The sequence below is a fragment of the Microbacterium sp. CFH 31415 genome, from assembly GCF_022538185.1.
GTDB lineage: Bacteria > Actinomycetota > Actinomycetes > Actinomycetales > Microbacteriaceae > Microbacterium.
Map to the genome: position 1 here is coordinate 57212 of NZ_JAKYXC010000016.1, position 14176 is coordinate 71387.

Genomic DNA, 14176 nt, shown 5'->3' on the forward strand with positions numbered 1-14176 from the left:
CTCCGGCTCTCCGGCCGGAGCAGACCGGCGTCACCACGCGGCTCACTCGTCGCTAGGGTGAGTCCGTGGACGATCTCGAGCCGACGCTGCTGATCATCCCGATCCTCGGCGTCCTCGCGCCGCTCGCAACCCGCGGACTGGGGCGATGGGTGCGCGTGCCGATCGTCGTGTTCGAGCTCGTACTCGGCATCCTCGTCGGCCCCAGCGTGCTCGGATGGGCGCAGCCGGATGCCTTCATCGACGTCCTCTCGGAGTTCGGCCTGGCGATGCTGTTCTTCGTCGCCGGGTCCGAGATCGAGTTCGCGGCGTTCCGAGGCCGTACCGGCCGACGGGCATCGCTCGGATGGCTGCTGAGCCTGCTCCTCGGCGTGGGGCTGGCCTGGATCTTCGTGCCGGGCGAGGAGGCCGTGATCATCGGCATCGCACTGTGCTCGACGGCGCTGGGCACGATCCTGCCGATCCTGCGCGACGCCGGAGAGCTCAAGACGCCGTTCGGCAAGGCGATCGGCGCGATCGGGGCGATGGGAGAATTCGGGCCGCTCATCGCGATCTCGGTGTTCCTCGGCGGCCGGGCGCCCGGTGCGTCGACGGTCGTGCTGCTGCTGTTCGTCCTGCTGGCCGGTTTCGCGATCTGGCTCGCCCTGCACGTGCCGCGTGGTGCGATGCACCGCTTCGTCAACTCGACGCTGCACACGTCCGGGCAGTTCGCGATCCGCGTCGTGCTCGTCATCCTGGCGGCGCTGATCGCGATCAGCGTGGTGCTCGACCTCGACATCCTGCTGGGCGCCTTCGCCGCGGGCATCGTCTGGCGCCTGCTCATGCGCGACGCCGCCGAGTCCGACCGATCTGCAGTGGAGAGCAAGGTCGAGGCGCTGGCGTTCGGCTTCCTGGTGCCGGTGTTCTTCATCTACACCGGGGTCACGTTCGACCTCGAGGCTCTGATCGCGCAGCCTGTCCTGCTCCTGCTGCTGCCGGTCGTGCTCGTCGTGCTGTTCCTCGTGCGCGGACTCCCCTCGACGCTCGCTGCGCCCGAGGCGTCGACCCGCCGCGACCGGCTGTCGGTCGCGCTGCTGGGGGCCACGGCGCTGCCGATCATCGTCGCGGTGACGGCGATCGGCCTCGACGAGGGCATCCTCTCGTCGGCCGCGGCCGCACTCCTCGTGGGCGCCGGGATGCTCTCGGTGCTGCTGTTCCCCCTCGTCGCGATGAGCATCCGCGGCGAGCGGCGCGTCGGATCGGCCGTGCCGGTCGAGGACGACATGGCATGAGCGTCGCCGCCATCCTCGATGCCGCCCGTGAACGCCTCACCCCGGCACGGCGGGAAGCCCTCGGCGAGCTCGTCTCGCCGCGTCGTGTGCTCGGGATCGCCCGCGCCCCGCGGATCGTGCGCGCAGGCACCGCATGGCACCTCGGCGCGCTGCTGCTGACCGACGACGCCGTGCTCGCGACGGGCGAGATCATCCGTGCCCGCAGCGAGACCATCCGCGGGTACACCGCCGAATCGCAGCGGCGCCGGGGCGAACTCGCCGCGGCCGCACGTCGCGGCGGGTTCGAGGAGGGCGAGACCGTGCACATCGGGTGGCGGATGCTGGATCCCGCCGCCCTCGACGGCACCGGGGCCGGCTCGGGCGCGTCGGACGGCCCGCTCGCCCTCGTCGCCGGCGTCCCGAGCATCCGGTGGAGCACCTCCGGCGGCTTCATGCCCCTCGACCGCTACCTCGACGAGCGGATCGGGCTCCTGCTCGACCCGCCCGCCGGCGCGTGACCTCGTAGGGGAGTGCCCGTCTCCTGTCAACAGGGGTGGGCGCGTCAGCCGACTTCCGTAGCGTGAGGGCATGGCCGCCAAGGATCTCACTCGCCAGATCGTCGTCATCAGCGCCTTCTGCTTCATGATCGTCGCCGCGATGGTCGGTTCGGGCCTGTTCGGCGGCACGTCAGTCGAAGACCTGCAGGACGGCGCGCTCTCGTCGGAGGGCTCGTACCTGGCGCCCGCCAGCACGGCGTTCTCGATCTGGTCCGTCATCTATGTCGGGCTGTTCGCCTACACGGTATGGCAGGCGTTCCCGCGGCAGCGCGAGCGCTCGCGGCAGCGGGCGGTGGGCTGGCTCATCGCCGGCACGATGGTGCTCAACGGGCTCTGGCTCGTGACGGCGCAATTCCTGACGCTGCCGCTCACTGTGCTGTCGATCGTGCTGCTGCTGGCCCTGTTGTGCGTGACCTTCCGCGCCACGCTCCTCAATCCGGGGCGCGGTGTGCTCGACGCCCTGCTCATCGACGGCGTGACCGGCCTGCACCTCGGCTGGGTCACCCTCGCCACCGTCGCCAACACGTCGGCGTGGCTCACGACGATCGTCCCCGCCGAGGCCGGTGAGAGCGCCGCCCTGTGGGGGATCGCGGTCCTCGTGGTGGTCGCCGGCATCGGCATCGGCATCGCGTGGGCGAGCGGCTGGCGCGTCGCCCCCGGGCTGGCGATGGCGTGGGGACTCACGTGGATCGGTGTCGGACGCCTCGCCGGCGAGCCCGAGAGCACCCCGATCGGCGTCGCCGCGATCGTCGTGGCCGCGGTCGTGCTGCTCGTTCCGCTGGCCGGCGCACTCGTGCATCGCGTCGCCGACGTGCGCAACGCCGAGGTCTGATCAGGCCGCGCCGAATCGCCGGGCGAACGCGCGCAGGAGCCGGACCGGTTCGGTGACGGATGCCGCGAGCACGCGCCCCGCGACGGCGTCGTAGTGCTCCGCCTCGAAGTAGCCGTCGTCGCGGTAGACCGCCATGCGTTCGGTGAACGCCTTCGTCGTGGGCTCCGGGTGGAACTGCGTCGCATACAGGCGGTCGCCCACGACGTAGGCCTGCACCGGGCACGCGGCGTTCACCGCGAGCTGCGTCGCGTCCGGCGGGAGCGCCGCGGTGCCCTCCTTGTGCGCGGTGAGCGCGGTGAAGCGTGAGGCCAGTCCGCCGAAGAGCGGGTCGGCGCGGCCGGCGTCGGTGAGCTCGATCGTTACCGGTCCGGTGTCTTCGGGGAAGGCGCGGCTCACCTCGCCCCCGAGCATACGGGTGACCACGCCGATCCCATAGCACGTGAAGAGCGCCGCCGGCCCTTCGTGGCCGGCAGAGCCGTCGGCCACCCGACGCGCGATCCGCTCGAGGGCGCCCTCGAGACGTCGCTGCACGTCGGTCTTCGTCGACTCGGGATCGGCGACGTTGAACGGGCTGCCGCCGACGAGGAACCCGCTGTAGCGGTCGAAGACGTCGTCGGGGAGCGGCTCGCGCACGAGGTCGATCCGGTGGACCTCCGCCTCATCCAGCCTCATCGCGGTGCGGAACGACTCGTACTCGGCGGCCGCCGCGCCCTGCTGCGGCCGCACGCAGACATAGAGCAGCGGCGCGGTCGTCATGCGCAGAAGTCTAGGCGGCGGCCCCACCGTCACGCGACGGCCGGGAAATCCCGCGACACGCTGTATCAGGGGGGATCTATCGCTCTCCTCGTAGTGTGGACAGAATTGGCGTCATGACGCACGCGGACGCCGAGGCTGGGGCCTCGCCGCCGCCAGAGGACCCGCGCGACCTGGCACCGTCGCACGGAGAGTCGGCGGGAACGATCGACTCCGTCGAGCCGGCGCGATGGCAACGCGCAGCCGACCTGTTCGTGCGGTGGCGCGAAGGCGACAGTCGCGCGATGGACGAGCTCGTGAGGCTCATGACACCGCCGCTGTGGCATGTCGTGCGCGCGTACGGTCTCGACCACGCACTTGCTCAGGACGTCGTGCAGACGACGTGGCTGACGCTCGTGCGGCGTCACGAGACCATCCACGACGCGCAGGCCGTGTCGGGGTGGCTCACCATGTGCGCACGCCGCGAGGCGTGGCGCGTCGGCAAGCAGCAGCGTCGGGCGGACCCGACGGAAGCCGAGGCGCTCGAACCCCACCTGCCTGTCCACGAATCCGCCGAGCAGACGGCCACCGCAGACGACGCGACACGTCGGCTGTGGGATGCCGTCTCGACGCTCAATGAACGATGCCAGCGTCTGCTGCGGATCGTCGCGTTCGAGGACCGTCCCGACTATGCCCGCATCGCGCAGGACCTGGCGATGCCCATCGGGTCCATCGGACCGACCCGCCAGCGCTGTCTCGCCAAGCTCCGGGCAGAGCTCGAGGGCTCAGGATGGGAAGGACAGGACGATGGACAATGAGGACTTCGCCGCGGATGCGGCGCTTTTCGCACGAATGCGCGCGATGTGGGAGGGGGTCGATCCTGTGCCGGCGGGTCTCGTCGACCGGATGGTCGCCGCAGTGGCCGTCGAGGACCTCACCCGCGAGTACGCGCTGCTGACCCTGGTCGAGGGTTCCCTCGCCGCAGTGCGCGGCGAGGCCGACACCGCGACGCTGCAGTTCAGCGACGGGACGACCAGCGTGCTTCTGCACACCAGTGCCACCGAAGACGGCGGACGCCGAGTCGATGGATGGGTTGATGCCACCGCTCTGGCCATCCGGCTGGTGCAGGGCGAGCGGGAGTGGTCGGCCGAGCCGGGTGAGCACGGCCGGTTCGCATTCGAAGACGTGACCCCTGGTGTGGTGCGGCTGCGCATGGTGGTGAAGGACTCCACCGGCGAGCTTCGCGATTTCGAGACACCGCAGTTCGAAGTATGACGATGCGGATGCTGCGGCCGGGGGCCGCGCTCCGCCCGATGATCGAGGAGATCCATGGCTGACGAGAATCCGCCCCGGCGACCGCCGAACGAGACGTGGCGCTCACGATACGAGGCGACGAAGCCTCTCGGTGTCGTGCTCGACCCGGCCGTCGAACCCGAACCCGGCGTTCCCGCCTACCCGACCGAATACGCACCCACCCATCTCCTCGTGAGCGCCGGCGAGGACCTGCAGCGCATCCAGACCGATCTGAGCGAGTCCGCCCGCGCCTTCGGCTGGTCGGTGAGAATCCGTCCGCTCACCCGACCCGCAGAAGGCGAGCAGGAGAGCGAGCTGGATCTCGCAGCAGCCGAGGAAGAGGCGCGCGCCGACCGCATCGAACGCCGCACTCCACCGCTCTACCGGGCCGACATCTCGCAGGATCCCAAGGTCGACGTCGATGACCAGCCCGTGCCGCCCGTCGACGCGTGGCGGCTGCTGAAGGCGGCGCGGCAGAAGTTCCCCCGAGCCGACGACGCATCGCGCACCGAGCGGGACAGCAGGAAGCTCTCCCGCGGGGTCGGGCTCGACCACGTGCTCGCGCTGGGGGCGAACGGCCGCACCAATCCCTACGGTCGGACGAACCCGTACGGTCGCACCAACCCCTACGGTCGGACGAACCCGTACGGCCGCACCAACGCCCCCGGCCCGGACGCCTACGCCGAGCCGGGAAGCGGCGGCCGCGAGATCATCACCTACATCGGGCCGAAGCCCGTGCGCACGGACGACGCCGACTACTCGGGGCGCCGACCCGTCGTCGCCGTCTTCGACACCGGGTGCGGCGACCACCCCTGGCTCGACGATCCGATCGTGACCCGCGATCCGATGTCGCCCAAGGGCCCCATCGGCGACCACGACCCGAACACGAACCCCGAGGTCTACCCCGATCAGTCCGGTCCGCTCGACGGGTTCCTCGACGAGGCGGCCGGACACGGCACGTTCGTCGCGGGCATCGTGCGCCAGGTCTGCCCCGACGCGGACATCATCGCCGTGCGCGTGGCGAACAGCCAGGGCACCGTGCTCGAGGGGGAGTTCCTCGAGGCGGTGCGGCGGCTGGTCGACGCGATGCGCGCCGGCCAGAAGGTCGACGTCATGAACATCTCGCTGGGCTACTACCACGAGACCCCCGACGACGAGCTGTTCGACGCCACGCTCGGGGAGCTGCTGGAGGAGGCGCGCATGCTGGGCTGCGCGGTCGTGTGCTCGGCCGGCAACGACTCCACCGAGCGCCCTGCGTTCCCGGCGGCGCTGTGGCAGTTCCCGGCGAAGCGGGACGACGCCGCCGCGCTCGCGAACGCAGCGCCCCACGTGTCGGTCGGCGCGCTCAATCCGAACAGCCAGACGATCGCGCTCTTCAGCAATGTCGGCGACTGGGTCAAGACCTACGCGCCCGGTGTGTCCGTCTTCAGCACGTCACCCGGATTCCTCGGCGGCATCCAGGCGGGCACGCGCGATGATCTCTACGACCTGCCGGGCGTCGCCCAGCCGCTGCCGAGGCAGAGCCTCGACCCCGACGACTGGCGCGGCGGGTTCGCGATCTGGAGCGGCACGTCGTTCGCCGCGCCGTACATCGCGGGCAAGCTCGCCCAGGCGATCGCCCCCGCCCTGATGGAACCGAAGGCGACGGCGAGCACGGCGACGGCGAGCGCGGCGAGGGCTCCCAGCGAGAACGAGATCAAGAAGCTCCTGCGCGAGGAGGCGAAGAAGCTGGAGTTCACGCCGAAGCTCTAGCCGCCAAGACGGGCGCTGTTCCCGCCAAGATAGGGGGATGACCCGTTCGGCCGACGCTCTGCACAGTGAGGCGGTGGACCTCGTCAACCGCGGTCGCTACGACGAGGCCGCTCAGGTGCTCGACCGGGCCGAGAGCGACGCCGGCGATGTCAACCTCCGGGCTCGCATCGCCGGCACGCGGGCGTACGTGCTCGCGCGGACCGGGCACGTCGCCGACGCCGAACGCATCTGCGGCGACGCGATCGCCGAGCCGGGTCTCAGCGACCACACCGTCGCGATCCTCGCCGGCCAGCTCGGAGCCCTGGCAGAGGAGGCCGGTCGCCTCGCCGACGCGGAGCGCTGGCTCACGCGCGCGATCGAGGCGCTCGCCGACGACCCGGTCGCCGAGGCGAACACGCGGGTCAACCGCAGCCTGGTGCGGATGCAGCACCGCCGCCTGGACGATGCCGAGGATGACCTGCGCTGCGCGGTCGCAGCATATGCCGCGGCCGGCATGCCGGTTGCCGAGGCTCAGGCGCGCCACAACCTCGGCTACGTCGCGATGCTCTCGGGCGACCTGGTCGGCGCACTGCAGGCCATGGTCGCCGCGGCGCCGCTCGCCGGCGACACCGCGGTCGGCGCCGCGGTCGGCGACCTGGATCGCGCCGAGGTGCTTCGCGATGCGGGCCAGACGTCCGAGGCGGAGGCGATCCTCGAGCGTGTCGCGGCGACGTTCGGCGAGCTGGGGATGCCGCTGGATCGCGCGATGGCCGAGCTCAACCTGGCGCGGTCGCTCCTGAACCATGCGCCCGAGCGCGCCGGCACCGCGGCCGCTGCCGCCTCCGCCGGCTTCGAGGCCTTCGGGAATGAGGCGTGGCGTGTGCGCGCCGAGGGCATCAGGCTGCGCGCGCTGCTCGCGCCGGAGCTGCCGGCCTCCGTCGAGCGTCCGTCGGCGGGGGAGGTCGCCGATGTCGTCGCGGCGCTCCAGCGCAACCGCTTCCTGAACGAGGCGGCGGCGCTGCGCCTGGCCTACGACCTCGCTCTCGCCGAGCGGGGCCAGCCGTCGACGCGCCCCATTCGGCCGGTGGCCTCCGCGTCGATGGAGGTGCGCCTCCTCGCCCATCAGGCACGCGCCGCACGTGCCCGCGCAGCGGGCAGGCCCGCCCTCGTGCGCCGGCACGCCGCGAACGGCCTCGACATGCTGACCGAGTGGCAGCACGCATTCGGCAGCCTCGACCTGCAGACGTCGTTCGGCATGCACGCGACCGGCCTCATCTTCGCCGGACTCGGCTCGGCCGTCGAGTCCGGCCGCCCGGACGTCCTCTTCGAGTGGTCGGAGCGCGCGCGCCACCTCAGCCAGCAGGTCACACCCCTGCGACCTCCGCCCGACGCCCGACTCGCGGAGGAGCTCGCCGAACTGCGCATGATCCGCGCAGACGACCCCGGCGAGGAGTGGCTGTCGCAGCCTCGTGCGGCTGCGCTCCGCGAGCGCGCACGCGAGCGGCAGTGGTCGGCCACAGGGGCGATCCAGGTCGATCGTCCGATCACGCTCGAAGAGCTGCGCAGCGCCCTTCCGCCCGATACCGCCCACATCGCCTACGTCTACGCGCGGACCGCCCTGGTCGCCCTTGTGGTGACCTCCGATGGCGACCACGTCGTGCCCATCCGGCAATGGGATTCGGACCTGCTCCTCGGCGGGCTGCGCGCCGATCTCGACATGGCGGCCTCTGTGCGCAGCGGGCCGATGGCTGCGGTCGTGCGACGATCCCTCGACTCGCGCCTGGAGGCGCTGTCGAACATCCTCCTGGCGGATGCGGTCAAGCGCGCCGGCCGCCGCAGGCTCGTGATCACCATCCCCGGCATCCTCGGCGGCATCCCATGGGCGATGCTGCCCGCGATGCGCGGCCACGCGTTCACGATGGCATCCTCGGCATCCCGGTGGGTGCGGATGCGAGACGGCGCCCGACCGCGCCGCCGTGCGGGCTTCGCTGTCGGACCGCGGGTCGCGCGTGGCGAGGAGGAGGTCGCGGCCGCCGCGGCCGTGTGGCGCGAGAGCACGGTACTGCGCGCGGGCGAGGCGTCCGTCGATCACGTCACCGCGCTGGCGGCCCGTGTCGACGTGCTCCATGTGGCCGCCCATGGCCGTCACACCGTCGACAACCCGCTGTTCTCGGGACTCGAGCTGGCGGACGGCACGCTGTTCGGCTACGACATCGACCTCATGCCGGAGGTTCCCGAGACCGTCGTCCTCTCGGCGTGCGAGGTCGGGCGCTCATCGGTGCGCTGGGGGGAGGAGGCGATCGGCATGACCCGCATCTGGCTGCACGCCGGAACGCAGAGCGTCGTCGCCGCCCCCGTGATCGTCGCCGACGACGCCGCGTGCGAACTGCTCGGCGCGATGCACGAGGGGCTGGCGGGCGGACAGCCGCCTTCGGAGGCGCTCGCGGCAGCCGCCGCGCACACGGGGATCGTGGCGCCGTTCCAGGTGCACGGCGCCGGATTCTGAAGATCTCGAAGAAATTCCTTCCGGCCGTGTATCAGCGGGACAGGGGCACGCTCTAGATCAATGGAACTGCTCACGCGCGACGGCATCTGGGGGTGTCGCCGCTGGGAGCGGGTGGCCGTCTCTTGGGGAGAGCGTCTGGGGACACGCGGCCATTGAGCAGAACCGGGCGGGGGATGTCGCAGAGACCCAGGTCGGCGACATCCCCCGACCTCATGCCTGCTCAGCCGCGCGACGAGTTCGCGGTTCGCCCCCGGACGATGCCCACGAAGGTCTCGACGGCGGGAGTGGTGCGCTCGGCGACCCAGGCCACCGCCACGGTCGAGACCGGACCGTCCCGCAGCGGGCGGTGCTCGACGTCCTTGCGATGGTGGAGCCGCGCGAGCGACATCGGCACGACGACGATCCCCACGCCGGCGGCGACCGTCGCGATCGCCTCGGCGGTGTCGGCGGGCGGCGTGAAGGTCGGTGCCACGGCGTCGGGAATCCGGACGCCGAGCACATCGTCGCGTGCCGCGATGACGATCTCGCCGGCCAGGTCGTCGGTGCCCAGGTCGTCGGCCGCAGTCAGGTGAGACTCCGCGGCCATCACGACGACCGGCACCTCGTCGTAGAGCGGGATGACGTGCAGGTCGTCGCGATCGATCGGCAGGCGCACGAGCGCGGCGTCGACCTCGCCGTCGACGAGGGCGCGGCGCTGATCCGCGACCTCGAGCGGCAGAAGCTCGAGCTGGACGCCGGGCACGCGGTCACGCCAGGCCGAGATCCACTTCCCGGGGGTGGCGCCGGGGATCGCGCCCAGCCGGAAAGGGCCGGCGATCTCCGGCGCAGCGGGGGCCTCGGGCGGTGCCGCAGAAGCCGGCGGCCGGCGCGGGGAACGCCCGCCCTTGCCGCCGGAAGTGCCGGCCCCGACAACGGAGGCCGCGGGCTTGCCGCCCTTTCCGCTGCGGCGGGACGAGGCATCCCGCCCAGACTTCCCCGGTCGCGCGTGCGACTTCCCGCTGCGTGCCATGGGCTTCAGCGTAGCCGGGCGCTATCGTTCGGTCATGATCGCGATCATCGCCACGGTCTTCGCCGCGCTGGCCGCCCTGCTGCATGTGTACATCTTCGTGATGGAGAGCGTGCAGTGGACGCAGCCGAAGATCTGGAAGCGGTTCGGCGTCGCCGACCAGGCCGCTGCCGAGATCACCAAGCCGATGGCCTACAACCAGGGCTTCTACAACCTGTTCCTCGCCGTCGGCACAGCCATCGGGCTCGTGCTGTTCCTGTCGGGCGCGGACGACTCTGCGCTGCGGGCGGCCGGGCTTGCGCTGGTGCTGTTCAGTCTCGGTTCGATGGTCTCGGCATCACTCGTCCTGCTCACGACCGGCATGAAGTACCTGCGCGCCGCGCTCACACAGGGCACGCTGCCGCTCATCGGCTTCGTGCTGTTCCTGTTCGCCTGAGCCGACCGCAGAATCAGCCGCACGCGGCCCACCTGCCGGCCCCGGATGCCTGTGCCTGGATCTGAGCGTCGGCCAGGAGGTCGTAGAACTCGTCGTTCGACCCGATGCGGATCGCCTCGGCATCCCCGGCGGCGACGAGCTCGTGATTGATGAAGCGGCCGTCGTCCGACCAGAGGTTGAAGAGGTAGCGGCCGTAGCGGTCCGACGTCTCGGTGTCGGGTGCCGCCCACACCGTCGCGCCTTCGGGCAGCAGCTCGCCCAGGTGGGAGCGGGCCTCGTCGGCCCAGCACTCCGGCGTGGGCGTGCCCTCGGGGGTGTCGATGCCGATCAGCCGGATGCGCACCGGCTCCGTGGTCGTGACGATGTCGTTGGGCTGCTGCGCCTGCGCCTCGATGGTGTCGCCGTCGAAGACGTACCGCACGATCAGCGGAAAGGCCCCGGCGGGGCGGGACGGGATGCCGTCGGCGACAGGGGCTTCCGTGCTGGAAGAGTTCGCGGACTCGGCGGGTGCGTCGAATGCGCCGACGCTCAGGAGCACCCACACGGCGAGACCCACGCCGATCGCGAGGACCAGGACCGATCCGAGCACGACGGCGACCGCCGTGACGAACCCCTTCATGCGCGCCACGATAGCGCGCCCCCAGGCGCGCGGGCGCCTCGGAGCGCGGTCACCCTCCGAGTTTCCGATCGTGGCGGGCCGGCCCTGCGGTCAACCCGCCGGGACTGGCCGCTCGTCGGCGGGTGTCAGGCCGCGAGGCGGAGGCCCCGCTGATCGGTCGCCACGCGCTCGCCGTCGGCGATGGTCTCGTCGTCGCCGATGAGCGATCCGACAGCCACACGCGCCTCGCTGCCGACGTGGGTGCGCACGCCGATCTTCGCTCCGGCACCGATCGCGGCGCGGGGTCCGATGTGGGCGTGGGGTGCGATGTCGGCGTCGGGACCGATCACGGCGTCCGACTCGACCCAGGCGCCGCGGCCGACGTGTGCGCCCGCGGCGATCTGAACCCCCGGCTCGACATACGCCCCCGCTTCGACGATGGCGCTCGGGTGCACCTTGGCGCCGTGCGCGATGAGGCCGCGACCGTTGACGTGCTTGCGGTAGCGCAGCGTCTCGCCCCGGTCGTTCTCGATGTCGATGTAGTTCTTGCCCACAGTCCCCTCCTGCAGCACCGAATCGTGCTGAGTACAGAAATAACGACGAACCTCGTCTATTCATTCCCGTGCATCCGTTCCCCCGGATGCACCAGTAGTTCGTCACGCTGCCCGCATCGGATTCCATCTCATTCGCGCGGCATCCGCCTCCCTCTTGCTTTTTCCATGCCCGTGAGGGCGGCGGCGAGGAATGTACGTGAGGCTGCCCGAGCGCCTCTTTCTTGGTGGGACCGAGACGGGGTCCCAGAAGGGAGAGGGAGCGATGATCGCCGATCCGCACGACGCGCACACCTGGACGGTCCTGAGCCAGGCGTCGCGGGCTGAACTGCTCATGCTCACCGTGCTCAGCTGGCTGAACACGCCCGGCTCCCGCGCCACATCCCGTCGTCGGATCGACGGAGCCGAACGGACGGCGCCGAGTGCGCGATAGCGTTCTTCGATGCAGGTGACCCGCATCCGCCTCTATCCCGTCAAGTCGTTCTCCGGACTCGACGTCGACGCCGCCGGCGTGCTGCCGTGGGGCCTGGAGGGCGACCGGCGCTGGGCGGTCGTCGACCCCGACGGCGAGCCGGTCACCGCGCGCGAGGCGAACGGCATGCTCGGCCTGTCCGCGACCCTCGACGACGCTGCGCTGGTGCTGTCGGACGGGCGTCACGGGAGCGAGCTGCGCGTGCCCGAGCCCGTGGGCGCCGCTCCGATCCGAGTGGGCCACTCGCGTCAGGGTTCGGCATTGCCGGCGGATGCCGCGGCCGACGCCTGGCTGAGTGACCGCCTCCACCGCCCGGTGAGGCTCGTGTGGCAGCCCGACCCCCGAGTGCGGTCCGTGAACCCCGCGCACGGCGGACACCCCGACGACCGCGTGTCCCTCGCGGACGTGGGGCCGCTGCTCCTCGCCAGCGAGTCGTCGACGGCGCAGCTGAACCGGTGGACCGACGACGGGACGCCGGAGCTCGACATCGTGCGTTTCCGTCCGAACGTCGTCGTCGACGGAGACCCGGCGTCGCCCTTCGCCGAGGACTCCTGGCCGTTCGTGCAGCTCGGCGACGTGCGGTTCCGCGTGAACGGCGTGTGCGATCGCTGCGTGATGACGACGATCGATCCCGACACGCTCGCGCGCGGCAAGGAGCCGATCCGCACGCTCGCGAAGCACCGACGCTGGGACGGCAAGACGTGGTTCGGGGTGTGGCTCGTCCCCGACCTGGCGTCCTCCGCGTCGCCGGCGGTGATCCGCGTGGGCGACGCCGTCGTCGCCGGCTGAGCGCTCGAACGCGCTGCGTCAGCGCGTGTGCTCGTCCGCGTGGGTGAGGGCGCGGTCGATCACGTCCAGACCGCGCACGAGCTCGTCCTCAGCGATGACGAGCGGCGGTGCGACGTGCACGCGGTTGAAGTGCGTGAACGGCCAGACGCCGTCGCGCTTGCACGCTGCCACGACGGCGGCGACGGGCGCAGCATCCGCACCACTCGCATTGAACGGCACGAGGGGCTCGCGGCTCTCGCGGTCGCGCACGAGCTCGATGGCCCAGAAGAGGCCCAGGCCGCGCACGTCCCCGACGGAGGGGTGGCGTGCCGCGATGTCGCGCAGCCGCGGCTCGACGACGCGCGCTCCGAGGTCGCGGACGCGCTCGAGGATGCAGTCGCGCTCGAAGACCTCGAACGTCGCGACGCCGGCTGCACAGGCGAGCGGGTGCCCGGAGTAGGTGAGCCCACCCGGGAACGCCATCGTGTCGAAGTGCGCGGCGATGCGGTCCGAGATCACCACGCCGCCGAGCGGCACATAGCCCGAGTTCACTCCCTTTGCGAACGTGATGAGGTCGGGCACCACATCGAAAGCCTGGAATGCGAACCATTCGCCGACGCGGCCGAATCCGACCATCACCTCGTCGGCGATGTACACGATGCCGAACCGGTCGCACAGCTCGCGGACCCCGGCGAGGTAGCCCGGCGGCGGTACCAGCACGCCGTTGGTGCCCACGATCGTCTCGATGACGATCGCCGCGATCGTCGACGCGCCCTCGAGCACGATCGTCTGCTCGAGGTGCTCGAGTGCGCGCTGCGTCTCCTCCTCGGGCGTCGCGGAATGGAACGCCGAGCGGTATGGATACGGGCCGAAGAACTTGGCGACCGAGCCGTCGGCGGGCTCGTTCGGCCACCGTCGCGGGTCACCCGTGAGCGCGATCGCCGTCGATGTGTTGCCGTGGTAGCTGCGGTACATCGACAGCACCTTGCGACGGCCGGTGACGAGTCGCGCCATGCGCACGGCGTTCTCGTTGGCGTCGGCGCCGCCGTTGGTGAAGAACACCTTGTCCATGCCGTCGGGCGCGACCCCGGCGATGCGCCGTGCGAGCTCGCCGCGGACGTCGTTCGCCATCGACGGCTGGATCGTGGCGAGCCGCCCGGCCTGCCGCTGGATGGCGTCGACGAGGTCGGGATGCTGGTGCCCGAGGTTGAGGTTCACCAGCTGGGAGCTGAAGTCGAGGAAGGCGTTGCCCTCGTAGTCCCAGAACGTCGAGCCGTCGCCGGCGGCGATCGGAAGCGGATCGATCACCGCCTGTGCGCTCCACGAATGGAAGACGTGTCCGCGATCGTCGGCGCGGACGCGGGCGTCGGCTTCGTGATCGGGCAGGGGATGGGTGGCGCCGTCGCCGTCGGTGTAGGTCGCGGCGCGGGAGAGCGTGTCGGTCATG

The 14176-nt window shown here is 71.2% G+C and carries 14 protein-coding genes; 9 read left to right on the forward strand and 5 right to left on the reverse strand.

What is annotated here, in order from left to right; all coding sequences use genetic code 11:
* The first annotated feature begins 65 nt into the window (after window positions 1–65).
* From MK786_RS14520 to MK786_RS14530, 3 genes are all read left to right on the forward strand, one after another.
* Complete coding sequence (locus MK786_RS14520; RefSeq protein ID WP_241112949.1) at window positions 66–1268, forward strand: cation:proton antiporter; 1203 nt, start codon at window positions 66–68, stop codon at window positions 1266–1268.
* Window positions 1265–1765, forward strand: a complete 501-nt coding sequence (locus MK786_RS14525) for a glutaminase (protein WP_241112950.1) — start codon at window positions 1265–1267, stop codon at window positions 1763–1765. Before MK786_RS14520 ends, MK786_RS14525 begins: the two co-directional genes overlap by 4 nt.
* A gap of 70 nt (window positions 1766–1835) precedes the next feature.
* Window positions 1836–2636, forward strand: a complete 801-nt coding sequence (locus MK786_RS14530) for a tryptophan-rich sensory protein (protein ID WP_241112951.1) — start codon at window positions 1836–1838, stop codon at window positions 2634–2636.
* On the opposite strand, the gene MK786_RS14535 is transcribed toward MK786_RS14530, so the two are convergent.
* Window positions 2637–3392, reverse strand: coding sequence for a GMP synthase (locus MK786_RS14535; protein WP_241112952.1), 756 nt, complete (start codon window positions 3390–3392; stop codon window positions 2637–2639). It lies immediately after the preceding gene.
* A gap of 113 nt (window positions 3393–3505) precedes the next feature.
* Here MK786_RS14535 and MK786_RS14540 point away from each other — a divergent pair, with 113 nt between their 5' ends.
* Genes MK786_RS14540 through MK786_RS14555 form a run of 4 tightly spaced genes read left to right on the forward strand, consistent with a single transcriptional unit; the run spans window position 3506 to window position 8898 of the window.
* Complete coding sequence (locus tag MK786_RS14540; protein ID WP_241112953.1) at window positions 3506–4186, forward strand: RNA polymerase sigma factor; 681 nt, start codon at window positions 3506–3508, stop codon at window positions 4184–4186.
* Window positions 4176–4643 (forward strand): hypothetical protein, encoded by a 468-nt coding sequence (locus tag MK786_RS14545; protein ID WP_241112954.1) that lies wholly within the window; start codon window positions 4176–4178, stop codon window positions 4641–4643. The genes MK786_RS14540 and MK786_RS14545 overlap by 11 nt, the downstream gene beginning before the upstream one ends.
* A 54-nt stretch (window positions 4644–4697) precedes the next feature.
* Window positions 4698–6413 (forward strand): S8/S53 family peptidase, encoded by a 1716-nt coding sequence (locus MK786_RS14550; RefSeq protein ID WP_241112955.1) that lies wholly within the window; start codon window positions 4698–4700, stop codon window positions 6411–6413.
* 37 nt (window positions 6414–6450) lie between these two features.
* Window positions 6451–8898, forward strand: a complete 2448-nt coding sequence (locus MK786_RS14555) for a CHAT domain-containing protein (protein ID WP_241112956.1) — start codon at window positions 6451–6453, stop codon at window positions 8896–8898.
* Between the two features lie 220 nt (window positions 8899–9118).
* Here MK786_RS14555 and MK786_RS14560 read toward each other — a convergent pair whose 3' ends face one another.
* Window positions 9119–9907: a LysR substrate-binding domain-containing protein gene (locus MK786_RS14560; RefSeq protein WP_241112957.1), complete on the reverse strand. Its 789-nt coding sequence runs from the start codon at window positions 9905–9907 to the stop codon at window positions 9119–9121.
* 34 nt (window positions 9908–9941) lie between these two features.
* On the opposite strand from MK786_RS14560, the gene MK786_RS14565 reads away from it, so the two are divergent.
* Complete coding sequence (locus tag MK786_RS14565; RefSeq protein ID WP_241112958.1) at window positions 9942–10340, forward strand: DUF1304 domain-containing protein; 399 nt, start codon at window positions 9942–9944, stop codon at window positions 10338–10340.
* 13 nt (window positions 10341–10353) lie between these two features.
* On the opposite strand, the gene MK786_RS14570 is transcribed toward MK786_RS14565, so the two are convergent.
* Window positions 10354–10959: a thermonuclease family protein gene (locus MK786_RS14570; RefSeq protein ID WP_241112959.1), complete on the reverse strand. Its 606-nt coding sequence runs from the start codon at window positions 10957–10959 to the stop codon at window positions 10354–10356.
* Between the two features lie 125 nt (window positions 10960–11084).
* Window positions 11085–11492: a transferase gene (locus MK786_RS14575; protein WP_191767017.1), complete on the reverse strand. Its 408-nt coding sequence runs from the start codon at window positions 11490–11492 to the stop codon at window positions 11085–11087.
* A gap of 439 nt (window positions 11493–11931) precedes the next feature.
* Here MK786_RS14575 and MK786_RS14580 point away from each other — a divergent pair, with 439 nt between their 5' ends.
* Window positions 11932–12750, forward strand: coding sequence for an MOSC domain-containing protein (locus MK786_RS14580; protein WP_241112960.1), 819 nt, complete (start codon window positions 11932–11934; stop codon window positions 12748–12750).
* Window positions 12751–12768: 18 nt separating this feature from the next.
* Here the strand turns inward: MK786_RS14580 and MK786_RS14585 are convergent, their stop codons facing one another.
* Window positions 12769–14175 (reverse strand): aspartate aminotransferase family protein, encoded by a 1407-nt coding sequence (locus tag MK786_RS14585; protein ID WP_241112961.1) that lies wholly within the window; start codon window positions 14173–14175, stop codon window positions 12769–12771.
* Between the last annotated feature and the right edge of the window lies 1 nt (window position 14176).